Below are 16,277 nucleotides of genomic sequence, written 5' to 3'. Positions count from 1 at the left end.
GGACCAACATAGGAGCAGCCCCTAGGCTGTCTCCTGCCACACCAACCGGTATCGGGGTCTGCACCGGCGGTTCGAGAAGTCGACGTCACGAGAACTGCCTCAGCGGTCTCAATACACAGCACAAGTGACGCTCGACGACCGCCAACGGTCCCGTGCAGCAAGCCTTCAACGTACCCGACGATCAGGCCTCTGTCGCCCTTCATCATACCTGACCCGCGCACCGTAAGTATCTCCATTGATGGTAAAAGCAAAGGAACTACGCGAGATGTCATCAGGATTACCACGGGCGCGGAGCAATCGCCGTGACCGGTGACCGGGAAGTACTAGTTGAATTTACCATGGCTGGTACGGCCACCAGAACGGCTACCGTGCCGGGCCGTGATGGGCTGCAGCATCACCAGTCAACACCTCTTGAAATGTACTCCGATTGTGATCACAATAGAGGCAGGGATCAGAAAGGAAAAAAACCATGCCCAGAACGGCGGAAACCAAGGATGACCGGCTACAGGTACGCCTCGACGCGGAGTCGAAAAGCGTACTCCAGCGCGCGGCCAGCTACCGGCACAAGACGGTCAGCCAGTTTGTCCTCGCGACGGCGCTGGAGGAAGCCGCAAAAGTCATCCGCGAGAACGAAATTGTCACCTTGTCCAGTTCGGATTGGAAGGTGTTCTACGACGCGCTGACCAACCCGCCGGCGCCGAATGCGGCCTTGCGCAAGGCCTTCGCCAAATTCAAGAAGACGGCCGGATGAAGCAGGCACTGGCGCCGTGGCAGATCGTGCCGCTCAATAGCAAGGTCCACGATCGGTTGGCCTTCTCGTGTGGTGCTCCTGAACTCGACCGTTACATCCGGGAGCATGCTTCGCAGGACGTGAAGCGGGATGTTGCCCGCGTCTTTGTGGCTATACCGACCGATACACTGACGGTTCGTGGTTACTACAGCCTGAGCGCCACCAGCTTTCAACGGAGCAATCTTCCGGTCGACCAGGCGAAGCGGCTGCCGCGCTACCCCGTGCCCGCTGCCCTGCTTGGCCGGTTAGCCGTCGATAACAGTATGCGGGGCCAGGGACTGGGCACCTTTCTGCTCATGGATGCCCTGAACCGCATTCTGCTCGCAACGCAAACCCTCGCAGTCCATGCGCTGATTGTCGATGCTAAAGATGACCAGGCCACCGCGTTTTATCGTAAGTATGGCTTCATCCCGTTTACAGGCGAGGGCCGACGGCTGTTTCTTCCGATGACGACAATACGCCAACTGGCAAAATCCTGATCACTGTCATTACCCACCGATCAGACTGAGCGCTTTAATGTTGTGACCGGTTTCAACAATGACAGCATTTGTTAAAATTGACGATTCAGTGAAAGAGAAATAAGCAGAGGGGCAATTTCTCGTTGCAATAACATTACAATGATACATGGCGCCCATATTGCTCTGCATGAATTTTATTGACGAAATCTGAAGACCAAATACGATTTTGAAATTCAGCTTTGCTGAAAAAGCGGCCGCATGAGGTGCTGGGAACACCTCATGCGACCTAACCACAACCCAAGCTCAGCAAGGGAGCTCGGATCATGGCTAAGTCGATTCATAGCATAATTCCGTCTTGTGCAACCGCTCGCACTCGAAGCGGCCATCCGGCAAATCAATGCCCTGCCTCATGGCCGGAGCGTGACATTCACCAGACAATACGCCAGCGAGGCGTTGGCAGCGGAACACAGCAACTGATGGTCTGAGGGAGGCCGGCATGCCTCGCCTGACCGGCATCCGCGATGAGCTGGACCGGCAGCTCATCGCTCTGTTGCAGACCAATGCCCGGCAATCCACCATGACCTTGGCAAAACGCCTGCGGCTGGCGCGCAGCACGGTGCATGAGCGCATCCGCCGGCTTGAGCGCGATGGCGTTATCCGTGGCTACGGCGTTCTGCTCGGCTCGGATCCATATGAGAACCACACCCAGGCGGTCATTCTTCTTGCATTGGCACAACGCCAGCAGCGCCAGGTGATCGATCGCATCAAACTGCTCCCCGAGATCAAACTCTGCGCCACCATAGGAGGCGAGTTCGACCTCATCCTTCTTGCAATAACGCCGCAGCTGGAGGATCTCGATGCGCTGCTGGAGGAGATACAGAAAATACCTGGCGTCGAGCGCTGCCGCCCTCTTGTATTGCTTGCGGAAAAACTGAACCGCCTGACAGCAGCAACGCCCAACTAGATGGAACGATGGGCGGCCGGGCCTGGGGTGCACGCTGAAATGAGTGTCTTTGCGGAACTGTCCCGCTTATGCTCCGATCAGGCGAGGGAAGGAATGCTTGCGCATTGAGGTGCATGACACCGGCGCCGGCATAAGTGCTGCCGACCAGGAAAGGCTCTTTCTGCCTTTCGAGGGCGGCGACCGCAGCTGGGCCAAAGTCCCTGAGGGGATGGGGCTGGGGTTGGCGATTTGCCGGGAACTGGCCGCCGCAATGGGTGGCCATATCGGTGTCTCGAACAGACTGGAGAGGGCGGCTGTTTAGTGTCGGGCAGCAGAACAGACTACGCAGAAAATCGGTAAGTGAGCCCGAGAATAGGCGAAGCTTTCTGCACGAAAAAAGCGAGCGGACCTTTCGATCCGCTCGCCGCACCCCCAACCTAACTCGAAGCACCCAAACTCGTAGGCCGGATCATGCCCGCAGAATTATCCGCGGGCAAATTACTTTCCAGTAATGGCAAGTCTGCAAGTTAACACCAATCACGCCCGGCAGATTCCCCGTCGTCCAGTCATCCCTCGCGGCAGGCATAATTGAAGCTGATCGAGATGCGCTCGGTCTTCGTGAAGCTTGGCGGCACTTCATGGCGCAGCCAGCTTTCGAACAGCACCAGATGGCCAGGCTTTGGCCGCACGCTGAAATGGGTGCGCTCACGCGGCGCAAGATCGTCGCGCTTTGGCGGCGCCGCCATCAGGCGATCCAGGCGCGGATCTTCGAACTTGATCGCCGCAGCGCCTTTCGGTACCTGCACATAGTAGGTGCCGCTGATGAAGGACAGCGGATGCAGATGCAGGCCATGGGTGACCGGGCCCGACATCATGTTGGCCCAGCAATCGGTCATCACAACGGTGCGGCCGCGCATGTCGTAGCCGAGCTCGCGCGCGTAAGCCTTCACATGCGGCGTGATCGCCTTTTCCAGATCGGCAAACAGCGATGAGATGCAATGCAGCTTGTCGTGGCTGCCATAAGAGGTATAGCCGCCGGGATAGTTTTTAGCGCTCCAGCGCTGGCCGGCAATGTCGGCCAATCTTAGCGACTCGCACTCATCGGCGAGATCGCGGTTCAGGCGCTCAAGCCCGCGCGACTTCAGCGGCGCAAAATAGATGCGGGTGGGGAACAGGGAGATGGTGGGCATGGATATCCTGAAAATATCGCCCCGGGCGCGGCCTGCGCAGACGCATCGCCGTTCCGGGAAATGCCCCGATGAACCAGAAAATGCCGCCCCCGGTCAAGCCCGAGGGCATGCAGCATGCTAGAACATCTCGAAATATTCGCGGTGCTCCCACTCGGTGACTTCGAGCTGGAAGCGGGCGATCTCGGCCTCCTTGATATGGAGGAAATAGCTAACGAAGAGATCGCCGAAGGCCGCGCGGTAGCAGGCATTCTCGCGCAAAGCCGCAAGTGCGGCTTCAAGCGAGCGCGGCAGCGGCGGCGCGGGCGTCTCGTAAGGCGCATCGGCCGAGGGCGGCGGTTCCAGCTCGCGGGCAATGCCATCCATGCCTGCGGCAAGCTGGGAGGCGAGATAGAGATACGGATTAGCGGCGGGCTCGCCCAGGCGGTTCTCGATCCGGGTCGCCGCATCGCCAAGGCCGCCGAGCACGCGCGCCATCACGCCGCGATTGTCCTGCCCCCAGATGGCGCGGTCCGGCGCCAGCGAATAAGGCCGGTAGCGGCGATAGGCGTTGATGGTGGGCGCGGCAAAGGCAGCCGAGGCCGGCGCATGGTCGAGCAGGCCGGCGAGAAAATGCCGGCCGAGCGCCGACAGCGGCTGGCCGGCTTCAGTCGGGATGAAGGCATTGGCGCCGGATCTGCGGTCCTGCAGCGACTGATGCAGATGCCAGCCGCTGGAAAAAATGTTCGGCAGCCTGGGCCGGCACATGAAGGTGACGTGATAGCCGTGACGGCGGGCAACCTGCTTGGCTGCAGCACGGAACAGCACCATGGTGTCGGCGGATTCGAGATTGCGCCCGGGCCGGAAGGTGAATTCGCATTGCGTGGGGCCGAATTCGACTTCCATCGAGCGCAAAGGCAGGCCGAGCCCCTGCACATTCTTGCGCAGGATTTCGTAGATCTCGTCATGCTGATCATAACGCTGCTCGGTCAGATACTGATACCCTTGGGTGATCAGGCTGACATCGGGCGGCGTGCCGGGCTGACCTGCATCTGCCGGTTTGAGATGCGGATTCTCAAGCTTGAAGACATGGAATTCGACTTCAAGGCCGGTGACGTAATCATAGCCCTGCTCATTCAGCCTGTTCAGCGTGTTGCGGTAAAGCTGCCGCGTCGAAAACGGCACCGGGCGGCCGTCGGCAAAATAGAGATCACACAGCAGCCAGCCGGTATGCGGCGCCCAGGGCAGCACCTTGAAGGTGGTGGGATCGGGCAGCATCAGGATATCGGCCGCGCCCTGCATCTCGCGCAGACCGAAGCCGCCGCCTTGCGTGAAAACAGGAAAGACCGTGCGGTGCGAGGTATCCTTGGCCAGCAAGGTGGTTGTGAACGAACAGCCATTGCGCAGCGCGGCGGGAAGCTCTTCCGCCACGATGGTCTTGCCCCGCAGCACGCCATGCTGATCGGCGAATGAGAGGCGGATCACGCCAAGGCCGCGTCCGGCAACATCCTTCTCGACGGCCCTGGCGGCCTGCTGCTGCTCGGCAGACCACAGGCCATGCTTGTCGACGAAACTCGGCATGCTGCTCACAAGCGCCTCCGTTCTCAGACCGGCCGTCTGCCGCCTGGATCATTCTGCCGCCTGCGGCATCGGCGCCTTCCAGGGCGCGTTCTGCCGCTTGCGCGCGTCGACGTCGCGCCAGTATGCCTGCCAATCGGTGGTGGCAGCAATGCCATCGACGGTGATCGGGCCGCGGATGCGGCGCGCCTCGGCCTCACTGAGCACCATCAGAGGGCGTTCTTCGCCTTTCTCGACCTGGTCGATGGCCTTCATCAGCATGGAGCGGTAGTTGATGATCGCCTTGTCGGTGCTGCCCAGATGTTCGCGCGTGCGGTCCTGGATCGGTCCCTGGCTTTCCACCGCCCACTGATCGTGCACGTTGATGTCGAAACCCATGCCGGTATAGGTCTGGGTCTTCTGTTGCAGCGGATCGAAGCCGTAATTGTTGCTCTTGTTCAGCCGCGGCATGTAATCGGGCAAGGTGTAGAGCTCCAGCCGCTGGGCGCGCATCTGCGCCTTGTCGACCGGCGCGCCGAAGCTGGTGAAGATCGCATACCAGTAGCAGTTCACATCATCGACCGGCACATGCCATTGCGTGATCGTCATCTCGGCCGACAGCGGAATGACAAAAGCCTGCGGGAACAGCAGATTGGTGACGCGGACATGGGTTGAGCGTTCGCTGATCTGGCGCAGCGCGAAAAGCCGCATGCCGTAATCGGTGCGCTCGATTTCGATCTGCGGGCGGGCGAATTCACGCAGCACCTTGGTCATCGGCATGTCGGAATCGGCAGAGGTTGCACGGAACTGCCGGCCGTAATTGGCGCCCGGATCTTCATCCTCGAAGAAGCGATGCAGGAAGGAGGCATGCGCCGGATCGATGCCGACCTCCAGCGCCTGCAGCCAGTTGCAGGCAATATGGCCCTTGAAGGCGAAGACATGGCTGTCGGGTGCAATGAAGCAATCGAGATCGGCGAAAGCCGGTGGATCGCCCTCACCCAGATAAGCGAACAGAATCCCGCTTTTCAGAACGACCGGATAGCTCTTCTGCCTGATGCGCTGGCAGAGCCTGCTGCCTTCCGGCTCGGCCGGGGTTTCCAGGCAGCGACCGGCGACATCGAACAGCCAGCCATGGAAGGGGCAGCGCAGGCCGCCATCCTCGGGCCGGCCGAAGGCGAGATCGGTGCCGCGATGCGGGCAATCGCGATCCAGCAGGCCGTAGCGCCCCTGCTCGTCGCGGAAGAGGACGAAATCCTGCCCCAGCACCTTCACGGCGCGGACCGGGCGCTGCTCGTCCAGTTCCTCGATCAGCGCCACCGGCTGCCAGTAGCGGCGCAGCAGCCTGCCCGCTGGCTTGTCCGGCCCGACCAGAGTCATGCGCATGTTCTGATCGTGGGTGGTCATGGCGCGCCTCCCTTTATGTCCGATTAACGAACATGTGTGCGATTTTACCCTTGCCGCCAAATTGCGACAAGGCGATAAATCCGCAATGGCCCGCCTTCGCAGTATCGATGCAGAAAAACGCCGCCTGAGCGGCTATGGCCCGGATTTTCTGGAAGCGCTTGCCCGCGGATTGAGCATTCTGTCCGCTTTCGACGCAGATAAGCGCCAGATGACCTTGAGCGATGTGGCGCGCCAGGTGGATCTGCCGCGCGCCACCGTGCGCCGCGCGCTCTATACGCTGGAGCAGCTTGGTTATCTGGAAAGCGACGGACGGCTGTTCCGCCTGACGCCGAAAGTGCTGCAGCTTGCCGGCGCGTTTCTGGGCTCCAGCGGCAATGCGACGGCGCTGCAGCAGACCTGCGACCAGCTTTGCCGCGATCTAAATGAAGCCTGTTCGGCGGCCGTGCTGGATGGCAGCGATGCGGTGATGGTGGCGCATGCCTCGCCGCCGCGCTTCATGTCTTCGGCACCGGGTATCGGTTTCCGTGTGCCGGCCTTCTGTTCGGCTTTGGGCCGCGTGCTGATTGCGGGCATGAATGCCGATCAGCGCGATGCGTATCTCGGCACCGTGGCGCTGAAACCGCTGACGCCGAAGACGGTGACCGGCAGGGCTGAGCTGAAGAAGATCATCGAGAAAGCGGCGCGCGATGGTTATGCGCTGGCTGACCAGGAGGCCGAGCTTGGCTTCCGCTCGCTGGCCGTGCCGGTGCGCCGCTTCGACGGCCGCGTGGTGGCGGCGCTGAATGTCGGTGTGCGGGTCGAACGCGCCACGCCGAAGCAGATGAAGGAGGCCTTCCTGCCCGCGCTGCTGCAGGCCGCGCAGGATCTGAAGGAACGGGTGGTTTAGCCAAGGAGGGCATCATCCGCTGACCTTTCGCCATCCAGCGCAGGATGCCGGGCCGGCCCCGGGCATAACGAGGATGCTTCGCAAACACCAAATTAGCCGTTGAAGCCGCGTGCAAAAATGCCGACCATGGCGGCATAAACGGAGGAAGCCCCATGTTCGATCGGCATTTTGCCGTCTGGCCCCAGGGCGTGCCGCGCCACCTGACGCTGCCGGAAACAAGCCTTTATGAGAACCTTGCCATCTCGGCGCGGCGCTTTCCGCACAAGGCCGCGATTCTCTATTACGGCACGCCGCTCACTTACGCGGCGCTGCAGCGCGATGTGGGCCGGCTGGCGGGCTATCTGGAAAAAGCCTGCGGCGTGAAGAAGGCCGATCGCGTGCTGCTCTACATGCAGAACAGCCCGCAATTCGTCATCGCCTATTACGCCATCCAGCGGCTGACCGCCGTGGTCGTGCCGGTCAACCCGATGAGCCGGACGGAAGAGCTGCGCCATATCGCCAGCGATACCGGCGCCAGCACAATTGTCTGCGGCCAGGAGATTTTCGAATTCGCAAAGCCGCTGCTGGACAGCGGATTGCTGCAACACGCAATCATCGCTGCCTATGGCGATTATGTGCGCGAGCAAACCGATCTGGCCTTGCCGGATGTGGTGGCGGCACCGCGGATCGCGGTCAGCGCCGCCGGTGCGGTAGCGTGGATGGATGCACTGGCAGCAGGACTGGAAGCAGGCCCGCATCGCGCAACGCCGGATGACTGGTGCGTTCTGCCCTATTCCTCCGGCACGACCGGCGCGCCGAAAGGCTGTCTGCATTCGATCCGCAGCGTCACGGCGACCCTGTTCGCCTATGTCGCCTGGAAGCCTGGCTCGCCCGAGGCGGTGCATCTGGTGACCCTGCCGCTGTTCCATGTCACCGGCATGCAGAATTCGATGAACACGCCGATTTTTGCCGGCGCGACCATGGTGATGATGACCCGCTGGGATCGGCGCACGGCGGCCGAGCTGATCCGCCGGCATCGGGTGACGCAATGGCGCAGCATCACCACCATGGCGATCGATTTCCTGTCCGACCCCGAGGTTGCTTCCTTCGATCTGTCCAGCCTGACCGGCATCGGCGGCGGCGGCGCGGCGATGCCTGGTCCTGTGGCGGCCAAGCTGAAGGAACTGACCGGGCTGGACTATATCGAAGGCTACGGGCTGTCGGAGACGATTGCGGCGACGCATATCAATCCGCATGAGCGGCCGAAACCGCAATGCCTAGGCATTCCGATCTTCGATGTCGATTCGCGCGTGATCAACCCGGACACGATGGAAGAACTCGGCCCCAACGAGACCGGCGAGATCGTCGTCTCCGGACCGCAGATCTTTCTCGGCTACTGGAACCGGCCGGAGGAAACGGCGGCGGTGTTCTTTGAGCGCGACGGCAAACGCTTCTTCCGCACCGGCGATCTCGGCTATTACGACGAGGAAGGCTATTTCTTCCTGGTCGATCGGCTGAAGCGCATGATCAATGCATCAGGCTTCAAGGTCTGGCCGACCGAGATCGAAGGCATGATGTATGCCCATCCGGGCATCCGCGAGGTCTGCATCATTGCAGCCCCTGATGCGCATCGCGGCGAGACGGTGAAGGCGGTGATCGTGCCCAAGGACGACGCCACGGATCTAACGCCGGAAAGCATTCAGGCCTGGTGCCGCGAGCGCATGGCGGCTTACAAGGTGCCGCGCATCATCACCTTTGCCGACAGCCTGCCGAAATCGGGCAGCGGAAAGATTTTGTGGCGCGTGCTGCAGGACGAAGAGCGCAGGAAGGCGGCAATGCCGTCAGCCGTGGCGTAATTCGGCGCCGGTCAGCCAACCGTCATCCGACGGGCGTTGCGGGCGAAGGCGGAGAATTAATGCGACAACCGGAAATGGGCCAGCAGCTCGGCCAGCGTCTCCGCCTGCTGGGCCATCGATTGAGCTGATGCGCTGGTCTGCTCGACCAGAGCGCCGTTACGTTGCGTCATCTCGTCCATACTGATGACGGCGGCATTGACCTCCTGAAGGCTGCGCGCCTGCTCCACCGAGGCGGCAGCGATCTCCGCCACAATGTCGCTCACCTTCTTTACCGCAGCGACGATCTCGGTCAGCGACGCGCCCGCCTGATTGACCAGTATCGCCCCCGTCTTGACCTGGCCATTGGAGGCCTGGATGAGCTCCTTGATCTCCTTCGAGGCGCCGGCCGATCTTTGCGCCAGCGCCCGCACCTCCTGCGCCACCACGGCAAAGCCCTTGCCGGCCTCACCAGCCCGCGCAGCTTCGACCGATGCATTCAAGGCCAGAAGATTGGTCTGGAATGCGATCTCGTCTATCAGGCTGATAATATCAGAAATTCTGCGCGCGCTGTCTTCGATATCCTTCATCGCATCGACAGCCTGGCTGACGATCCCGCCGCCCTTGCTGGCAATATCCCGTGCTGCGGCGGCGAGACGATTAGCCTCCTCGGCATTGGCGGCATTCTGATTGACCGTTGCGGTCACTTCGTGCATCGAGGCAGCGGTCTGTTCGAGTGCCGACGCCTGGCTTTCGGTCCGCTGCGACAGATCCTGACTGCCGGCCGAGATTTCGGCGGAAACATCCCGCACTGTCTGGGCGGCATTGCCGATCTGCTGCAGGGCTTGCGCCAGCATGGCGCTGGTCCGGTTGACGCTATCCCGCAACTCGCCATAAAGACCGTGATAGGTTGTCTCCACACGCCGGGTCAGATCACCGGCAGCGATAGCGGCCATGACATTGGCCATGTCGCGGATCATCGCTTCCAATGTGCCGGCCAGGCGGTTGATTTCGCGGCTGACGGTCAGGAAGAAACCGTCCTTGCCGTTCTCATCCAGACGATCTGCAAGATCACCATCGGCAAGGCGGTTGACCAAGGCGGCAATTTCCGCGCCGGCTGCCGCCTCCTGCGCCTCGCGTGCAATGCGCCGCTGCTCGGAAGCCTCCCGTTGCCGGGCGATCTCGGCCTCCGCCGCGTCGCGGGCGATCATGTTGTCCTTGAAGACCTGCACCGCCTCGGCCATGCGGCCGAATTCGTCGCGGCGATCCCGGCCGTAAACCTCAATATCGCGATTGCCGCCCGCCAGGTGAGCCATGACAGCGGTAAGACGCGCCACCGGCACAGTGAGCGACCGCCCTGTCAGCACGGCCATAACGATGCCGATCAGGACGGCAATTCCGCCGACGATCAGGATCAGGTGCAGCATCGTGGCAAACACGGCGGCTGACTCATCATAGACCGCGTCGAACCGTGCCGCTTCACCCGTGCGGGCCTCCGCCAACTGGCGGATCATGCTTTCTGCCTGCTGCGCCATCTTGCCCTGCACAAGGTTGCGCATCGCCTCCACCGCAGCCGTCATTTCGTCGATGGTTGCGACATACTGTTCTGCCGTGGCGGTGATGTTTTCCGCGCTGCGCTTTTCCTCGCCTTGCAGGCGCTCCCGGAGATTGCGCAGACGCGCCTTCACATCGTTTGCGCGCAGGCCAATCTGGGCATAGGCCTCTTGTTCCTGACTGATCAAATATTGGTCGACCGCGACGATCAGTTGAACGATGGCATCATTCGTCCCGGCGATGAGGGCCAGCTGCCGCGAGCCGCCAAAAGCGGCATTTTCCAGCATTTCGTAGATTTCGAAATAAATCTTCTCGGCGGCCGGTACCAGGCGTTCGACATAAAGACGGTTGCGCTGACGCCGCAGGTCGATCGCCTGATTGAGATTGTCTCCATAGTGCCGAAGCTGTTCGACGACATTCTGCAAAACAGCCGTCTGCGCATCGCCGCCCTGTTCCGTCAGAATCCGCTCCAGAGGCTGTGCAATGGAGGCGATCAGGCTGCGTGCTTCGTTATGCGCCGCCTCGTCGCCGGTCTCCACGGCCCAGGCCGCCGTGCGGCTCAAGGCCATGATGTTCCGCTCGATCCCGGCCAGATCCATCATACGGTCCGAGGCGCGGTCGAAGGCCAGAAAGGATGCCGTGCCTTTATCGATGGCGTTCAGTCCTGCCGCCGCGATGACGACGAGGAGCAGGATGAGAAGGGAAAATCCGCCGAAGATGCGGGTTCGGATACTCAGCCGGGAGGCCAGCGCAATAGCCATTTTGGTTCTCGCTTGTCTTTATTTTTCGAGATCAGATTCGTCGGTCCGGATGCCCGCTGCTTAGAATATCAAATGGCAAACGGGCGGATCCTGTTGAGGATGGCTCGTATGGTACTGTATGCCGCCAATGACGAAGTCTTCGGATTGCTGGCCAATGGCCGGCCTTTGATCGTGAGGTGCATTTCACCGAATGCGCCTCGCGCCGTGATCTCGTGAATGTTATCCGAGATGGCCGGGTCCGCGATCATCTGGACCTCGGTGCGATCCAAGCCGAGGGAGGCCAGCGCCACTGTTGCCGCAACATTGGCGTTCTTGGGATAATCCTTCGCGGCGGCACGGGCAGTGCCGCGATAGTGCACGGCCGGTGCGGTCAGGTCATCGAGCGCAACGGCCTGCTCCGCTGGCGTGCCGCGCCATGCAGATGGCGGCTTGCGCGAGGTGTAGGACACCTCGTCAAGGCCTCCGATCAATGCGGCATTCAGTGCATCGATACCGGGAACGGCGCCCGCGGGAAGAATCAGCTGGCTGCCGCCTTCCAGCGCAGCCTCCTGCAATTGACTGCGGAGGTGATCGTCGGCCAGGGCGCCGATTGACGCCGTGATCAGATCGATCCCCTGGCGCAGCAGCGCCGGACCATATTGCCGGACCGCAGAATGGCTGGCGCATTCCACGGCGACCCGGGGCTTGAACTTCAATTCCGCCAGATCGCCGATCACCGGAACCGTTTTCAGCTCCGCAGCGACCGCCGCCACCTTTTCCGGCCGCACCAGGACGGCGCCGATCTCGTACGCACCGCTTTGCGCGGCGTGGCGACGGACCTCTGCGGCAATGGCGCCGTGGCCGATGAGCAGGATTCGGGGAGTCATGATGCTTTGCGTACCGGAGGACCAGCGAAGGCGCTGGCAAACGGGCCGATCGCCGTCATGTCAACTTCCAGCATGCGCGGCCCCGCCTCGGCGGCGACCTTCGCCACCAGCGCTTCGGCATCGGCGATATTGCTCAGGCTGTAATGCTTCCAGCCCAGCGCCTTGGCAAGATCGGAAAAGCTCGGCGTATGAAGGTCGGCATAGTAGTGACGTCCGCCGAATTTGGCGTCCTGGATATTGCGGATGACACCATATCCATTGTCATTCATGACGATCAGCATCAGATCGGCATTTTCCTGCACGGCGGTGGCCAATTCGCCCAGATTGAGCATCAGGCCGCCATCGCCGGAAAGCGCCACCGTCTTGCGGCCATTCGCCGCCAGGGCAGCCCCCACGCCCATCGCCGCGCCCATGCCGATGCCGCCGCCGAGCGCATGCACGCCGTTGCGCGGACCATCGATCTTCAGCAGGCGGTTGCCCCAGGTGCTGTTCGACACGGTCACGTCACGCACCCAGACAAAATCCGATGGCACCGCCTTCTGCAAGGCGGCGACCAGGGCATCATAAGGGCCAAGACTGTCGCGCAGCTGCTTCTCGGCAGCGGCACGGGCATTCCTGGCATCGGCGGCAAAGCGTGGATCGATCTTCGACCGGCCGCTAAGACGCGCCACCAAGCCGGCCAGCGCCAGCTTGGCATCGCCGGCGACGAAGTAGTCAGCGGTATAACCGCGGCCATGCGCCTGCGGGTCTGCATCGATCTGATACAACGGCCGCGGCAGCTTGAGATTATATTTCAGCGTCTCGTTGCCGCGCAGACGCGAGCCGACAACCAGCAAGGCATCGCAGCTCTTGTAGAAATCCTCCACCGGCGCAGAGACGTTGAAGGCACCCAGGCTGCGCTCGTCCTGCTCTGGCAGGATGCCTCGGCCCTGGACGCTGGTCACCACGATGAAGCCCAGATCGGCCAGCGCACGCACCTCCTCGCCGGCATGGCGAGCGCCGCCGCCCAGCCAGATCAGCGGACGCTTGGCCGTGGCCAGACGATCCGCCAGTTCGTCGAGGGCCGCCGCCGACGGTGCGGCAGCGACGACCGGCAGAGGCGCGAGACTGGCAGGCAGCGGAACCAGCGCCTCCTGCACATCGATGGGAATCTCCACGCTGACCGGACCGGTCGGCGCCGTCAAAGCGCAGCGCACGGCTTCCTGCAGAACACCCAGTGCGCTGTCGGGCGACCAGACCCGGAAAAAGGCCTTCGACACCGCCTTCAGCATGCCGGGCTGATCGTGCGCCTCATGGATATAGCTCCAGCCACGGTCCAGATACGGCAATTCGATCTGACCGGTGATATGGAGCAAGGGCGTGCCCGCCGTCCGTGCCTCGACCATCGCGCCGGCGGCATTGCCGGCCGCCGTGCCGGTGCTGGTGACGGCCACGCCGAGATGACCCCGCACGCGGGCAAAGGCATCCGCCATGTTGACCGCGCCAGCCTCGCCTCGGCTGGGCACAAACCGGATCGCATTGCGCCGGCCGAAGGCATCCAGGATCGGCATGTTATGGATGGAAATGACGCCGAAGGCGGTATCGACGCCGCAGGCTTCCAGGAAACGGGCGGTAAGTTCGCCAACGGTGATCTGTTCAGGCATGGACGCGCTCGCTTCTCCTGGTCTTCTTGCCGGATGTTGAGGTGGACATGTCCGCCGTCTGTAATTCGCGCGACATATCGCGGTTGAGCCAGCGGGTAATTTCTGCAGCAGCCGCCAGCACGGCATCCTTCAGGGCGCCATGCATGGCCGGCAGTTCGATATAGGCATCGACGGCGGTGATATTGATGGCGGCGACGATATTGCCGGCGCCATCCCGGACGGGGGCAGCGATTGAGCTGACGCCACGTTCGAAGAACGACTGGCTGACGGCATAGCCCCGCTCGCGGTCTTTCTTCAGCATTTCCTTGAGGGCCGCCAGAGTTGTCGGCGTCTGCTCGCTGAAGCGCTGCAGGGGTTCCGTCGGAAACAGCGCGGCAAGCTGCTCGTCGCTGTACTCGCAGATCATCATGCGCCCCATGACCGTCGCATGAATCGGAAACCGCGTTCCGATATTGACGTTGCTGGCGACGGTCGAGCGCGCTGGGAACCGCGCGACATAGACGATCTCGCGGCCGTCACGCACCGCCATGTGAGCCGACAGTCCGGTTTCGTCGCGCAGGCGCTGAAGGATCGGCTGGGCCACCTCGATGATATCGAGCGATGCCAGATACTCGAAACCGCGGCTTAATAAGGCGGGGCCAAGGCTGAAATGGCGCTCGTCGGGCTCCCGCCGCACATAGCCCATCAGTTGCAGGGTGTGCAGCAGACGGAAAACCGTAGTACGCGAAAGAGACAGCTTCTGAGCGATTTCCGGCGCCGTAAGGCTCGGACGCTCGCGGCTGAATAAGGAAAGAATGCTCAATCCCTGGGCAAGAGCCGGCACCACGTATTTGCCCTGCGGTATGACCTCATCGGCGCTCATCATGCTTCTCCATAAGCATTGCGCGGTCAGTTGAAGACAAATCCGCCATTGACCGGCAGCAGCTGTCCCGTGACGAAGCCGGCGGAGGCACTCAGCAGGAAGACCACGGCGCCGGTCACATCTTCGGGAAATTGCTGCCGCTGCATGGCGCGGCCGGACACATAAAGCTGGTGACGTTCCTGGGGAACGTATTCCGTGGCTTCGACCACAACAAGGCCGGGAGCTATGGCGTTGACAGTGATGTTGTCTGGACCGAGTTCCCGAGCCAGAGAACGCGTCATGGCGATGATCGCTCCCTTGCTGCCGACATAATGCAGCAGCCGCGGCGCTCCCCAGAGGGCGGTATCGGATGCGAGATTGACGATGCGCCCGCCATCTTCCGCCTTGCGCAGCAATGGCGCCATCGCCTTCACCATCAACCAGGTGCCGCGCACGTTGACGCTCATCACCCGATCCCAGGTTTCGATATCGATTTCCTCGAAGGTCTTGCCGCCGATGCCGGTGGCAATCGCGGCATTATTGACCAGGCCGTCCACGCGGCCGTAGCGGTCCGCCACCAGCTTGGAGAAATCCTCGATGGATTGCGGCTGCCCCAGATCAACCGGCAAAAAGATCGCATCGGTCCCCCGCTCGCGCAGGACCTGTGCGGTCGCCTCGCCCCATTCGGCATTGATATCGGCCACGACGATAGCCGCGGCACCGGCCTTGGCGCAGGCTTCGGCGAAGCTGCGCCCCAGGCCGCGGCCGGCCCCGGTAATGACGAGGATGCGCCCCTGCAGCGTCATGCGGTCTTGCGCGCCCGCGCCGGCAGGTAATGCAGAATCCGGTTCTCGATCAGCACGATGGCGCCGTAAAGCGCAATACCGATCAGGGTCAGCATGATGATGGCGACGAAAACCATCGCCGTATTGCCCGCGCCTTCGCCAAAGGTGAGCAGATAGCCCAGGCCGGTATTGCCGCCGACCAGCTCGCCGACCACTACGCCGATCACCGCCAGAGTCGCGGCAATGCGCAGGCCGGCGAAGAAAGGCGGCATTGCGGCAGGGAACTCGATCTTCCAGAAAACCTGCAGGCGGCTGGCGGTAAAAGATTTTGCCAAGCGGACGATATCCGGGTCGATGGCCCGCACGGCGCCCAGCACATTGATCATCACCGGGAAGAAAACGATGAGAACGGCGACCAGGATTTTCGGATAAACGGTATAGCCGAACCAGATCACGAAGAGCGGCGCGAAGGCCACCTTCGGGGCAATCTGCAGCGCCAGGATATAAGGCGACAGCATGAATTCCGCAGTCGGCGACATGCCCAGCACAAAGCCGACAATCATGCCAAGCAGAACGCCGAGCAGGAAGCCGACCAGCACCTGCATCGCGGTGATCATGGTATGGAACAGCAGCCGGTCATTGGCCAGCATGTGCAGGAACTCGTCCCAGACCTTGGAGGCCGGCGGGATGATAAAGGCGGGGATACCGAACAAGCCGGGCAGCCATTCCCACGCAACCAGGAACAGGATCAGCAGAACAAAGCTGCCGATCATCATGCGTTGCGTCGACGTCTGTGGCAAAAGGGCATCCAT

General features: G+C 61.9%; 15 protein-coding genes. 6 read left to right on the top strand and 9 right to left on the bottom strand.

Annotated elements, in window-relative coordinates:
• The first annotated feature begins 469 nt into the window (after positions 1-469).
• The 4 genes from Q0603_RS16435 (at position 470) to Q0603_RS19390 (ending at position 2,513) form a co-directional block, all read left to right on the top strand.
• Positions 470-751 (top strand): DUF1778 domain-containing protein, encoded by a 282-nt coding sequence (locus tag Q0603_RS16435; RefSeq protein WP_298727672.1) that lies wholly within the window; start codon positions 470-472, stop codon positions 749-751.
• Positions 748-1,269: a GNAT family N-acetyltransferase gene (locus Q0603_RS16430; protein ID WP_298727670.1), complete on the top strand. Its 522-nt coding sequence runs from the start codon at positions 748-750 to the stop codon at positions 1,267-1,269. The genes Q0603_RS16435 and Q0603_RS16430 overlap by 4 nt, the downstream gene beginning before the upstream one ends.
• 475 nt (positions 1,270-1,744) lie before the next feature.
• Complete coding sequence (locus tag Q0603_RS16425; RefSeq protein WP_298727669.1) at positions 1,745-2,212, top strand: Lrp/AsnC family transcriptional regulator; 468 nt, start codon at positions 1,745-1,747, stop codon at positions 2,210-2,212.
• A gap of 43 nt (positions 2,213-2,255) precedes the next feature.
• Complete coding sequence (locus Q0603_RS19390) at positions 2,256-2,513, top strand: ATP-binding protein (RefSeq protein ID WP_366132919.1); 258 nt, start codon at positions 2,256-2,258, stop codon at positions 2,511-2,513.
• 244 nt (positions 2,514-2,757) lie between these two features.
• Here the strand turns inward: Q0603_RS19390 and Q0603_RS16420 are convergent, their stop codons facing one another.
• The 3 genes from Q0603_RS16420 to Q0603_RS16410 form a co-directional block, all read right to left on the bottom strand.
• A complete protein-coding gene (locus Q0603_RS16420) occupies positions 2,758-3,381 on the bottom strand; it encodes a TIGR02466 family protein (protein WP_298727667.1) in 624 nt (207 codons plus the stop codon).
• Positions 3,382-3,498: 117 nt separating this feature from the next.
• Positions 3,499-4,938: a glutamine synthetase family protein gene (locus tag Q0603_RS16415; RefSeq protein WP_298727735.1), complete on the bottom strand. Its 1,440-nt coding sequence runs from the start codon at positions 4,936-4,938 to the stop codon at positions 3,499-3,501.
• A 48-nt stretch (positions 4,939-4,986) separates the two neighbouring features.
• Entirely contained in the window at positions 4,987-6,318 is a 1,332-nt protein-coding gene (locus Q0603_RS16410; protein ID WP_298727665.1) for an aromatic ring-hydroxylating dioxygenase subunit alpha, read from the bottom strand.
• Positions 6,319-6,403: 85 nt separating this feature from the next.
• Here Q0603_RS16410 and Q0603_RS16405 point away from each other — a divergent pair, with 85 nt between their 5' ends.
• Positions 6,404-7,204 carry an IclR family transcriptional regulator C-terminal domain-containing protein gene (locus tag Q0603_RS16405; protein WP_298727663.1) on the top strand — a complete coding sequence of 267 codons (801 nt, stop codon included), beginning with the start codon at positions 6,404-6,406 and terminating at the stop codon, positions 7,202-7,204.
• A gap of 152 nt (positions 7,205-7,356) precedes the next feature.
• Positions 7,357-9,039 (top strand): long-chain fatty acid--CoA ligase, encoded by a 1,683-nt coding sequence (locus Q0603_RS16400; protein WP_298727661.1) that lies wholly within the window; start codon positions 7,357-7,359, stop codon positions 9,037-9,039.
• Positions 9,040-9,095: 56 nt separating this feature from the next.
• Here the strand turns inward: Q0603_RS16400 and Q0603_RS16395 are convergent, their stop codons facing one another.
• The 6 genes from Q0603_RS16395 to Q0603_RS16370 form a co-directional block, all read right to left on the bottom strand.
• Positions 9,096-11,330 (bottom strand): methyl-accepting chemotaxis protein, encoded by a 2,235-nt coding sequence (locus Q0603_RS16395; protein ID WP_298727659.1) that lies wholly within the window; start codon positions 11,328-11,330, stop codon positions 9,096-9,098.
• 68 nt (positions 11,331-11,398) lie between these two features.
• Positions 11,399-12,196: an aspartate dehydrogenase gene (locus tag Q0603_RS16390; RefSeq protein ID WP_298727657.1), complete on the bottom strand. Its 798-nt coding sequence runs from the start codon at positions 12,194-12,196 to the stop codon at positions 11,399-11,401.
• Positions 12,193-13,839: a thiamine pyrophosphate-binding protein gene (locus Q0603_RS16385; protein ID WP_298727655.1), complete on the bottom strand. Its 1,647-nt coding sequence runs from the start codon at positions 13,837-13,839 to the stop codon at positions 12,193-12,195. The genes Q0603_RS16390 and Q0603_RS16385 overlap by 4 nt, the downstream gene beginning before the upstream one ends.
• Positions 13,832-14,701: an IclR family transcriptional regulator gene (locus tag Q0603_RS16380; protein WP_298727653.1), complete on the bottom strand. Its 870-nt coding sequence runs from the start codon at positions 14,699-14,701 to the stop codon at positions 13,832-13,834. The genes Q0603_RS16385 and Q0603_RS16380 overlap by 8 nt, the downstream gene beginning before the upstream one ends.
• A gap of 26 nt (positions 14,702-14,727) precedes the next feature.
• Positions 14,728-15,486 (bottom strand): SDR family oxidoreductase, encoded by a 759-nt coding sequence (locus tag Q0603_RS16375; RefSeq protein ID WP_298727651.1) that lies wholly within the window; start codon positions 15,484-15,486, stop codon positions 14,728-14,730.
• Positions 15,483-16,277 (bottom strand): ABC transporter permease, encoded by a 795-nt coding sequence (locus Q0603_RS16370; RefSeq protein WP_298727649.1) that lies wholly within the window; start codon positions 16,275-16,277, stop codon positions 15,483-15,485. The genes Q0603_RS16375 and Q0603_RS16370 overlap by 4 nt, the downstream gene beginning before the upstream one ends.

It is taken from the genome of uncultured Ferrovibrio sp., assembly GCF_937960835.1.
In the GTDB taxonomy this organism is placed as follows: domain Bacteria; phylum Pseudomonadota; class Alphaproteobacteria; order Ferrovibrionales; family Ferrovibrionaceae; genus Ferrovibrio.
Note: the sequence above shows the minus strand (reverse complement) of the source record. Positions and strands in the feature narration are given on the sequence as shown.

Coding starts and splice junctions, on each gene's coding strand:
- Q0603_RS16420 (WP_298727667.1), bottom strand. CDS start 3,381: ATGCCCACCATCTCCCTGTTCCCCACCCGCATCTATTTTGCGCCGCTG.
- Q0603_RS16405 (WP_298727663.1), top strand. CDS start 6,404: ATGGCCCGCCTTCGCAGTATCGATGCAGAAAAACGCCGCCTGAGCGGC.
- Q0603_RS16425 (WP_298727669.1), top strand. CDS start 1,745: ATGCCTCGCCTGACCGGCATCCGCGATGAGCTGGACCGGCAGCTCATC.
- Q0603_RS16370 (WP_298727649.1), bottom strand. CDS start 16,277: ATGGATGCCCTTTTGCCACAGACGTCGACGCAACGCATGATGATCGGC.
- Q0603_RS16375 (WP_298727651.1), bottom strand. CDS start 15,486: ATGACGCTGCAGGGGCGCATCCTCGTCATTACCGGGGCCGGCCGCGGC.
- Q0603_RS16430 (WP_298727670.1), top strand. CDS start 748: ATGAAGCAGGCACTGGCGCCGTGGCAGATCGTGCCGCTCAATAGCAAG.
- Q0603_RS16435 (WP_298727672.1), top strand. CDS start 470: ATGCCCAGAACGGCGGAAACCAAGGATGACCGGCTACAGGTACGCCTC.
- Q0603_RS16380 (WP_298727653.1), bottom strand. CDS start 14,701: ATGAGCGCCGATGAGGTCATACCGCAGGGCAAATACGTGGTGCCGGCT.
- Q0603_RS16400 (WP_298727661.1), top strand. CDS start 7,357: ATGTTCGATCGGCATTTTGCCGTCTGGCCCCAGGGCGTGCCGCGCCAC.
- Q0603_RS16395 (WP_298727659.1), bottom strand. CDS start 11,330: ATGGCTATTGCGCTGGCCTCCCGGCTGAGTATCCGAACCCGCATCTTC.
- Q0603_RS16390 (WP_298727657.1), bottom strand. CDS start 12,196: ATGACTCCCCGAATCCTGCTCATCGGCCACGGCGCCATTGCCGCAGAG.
- Q0603_RS16385 (WP_298727655.1), bottom strand. CDS start 13,839: ATGCCTGAACAGATCACCGTTGGCGAACTTACCGCCCGTTTCCTGGAA.
- Q0603_RS16415 (WP_298727735.1), bottom strand. CDS start 4,938: ATGCCGAGTTTCGTCGACAAGCATGGCCTGTGGTCTGCCGAGCAGCAG.
- Q0603_RS16410 (WP_298727665.1), bottom strand. CDS start 6,318: ATGACCACCCACGATCAGAACATGCGCATGACTCTGGTCGGGCCGGAC.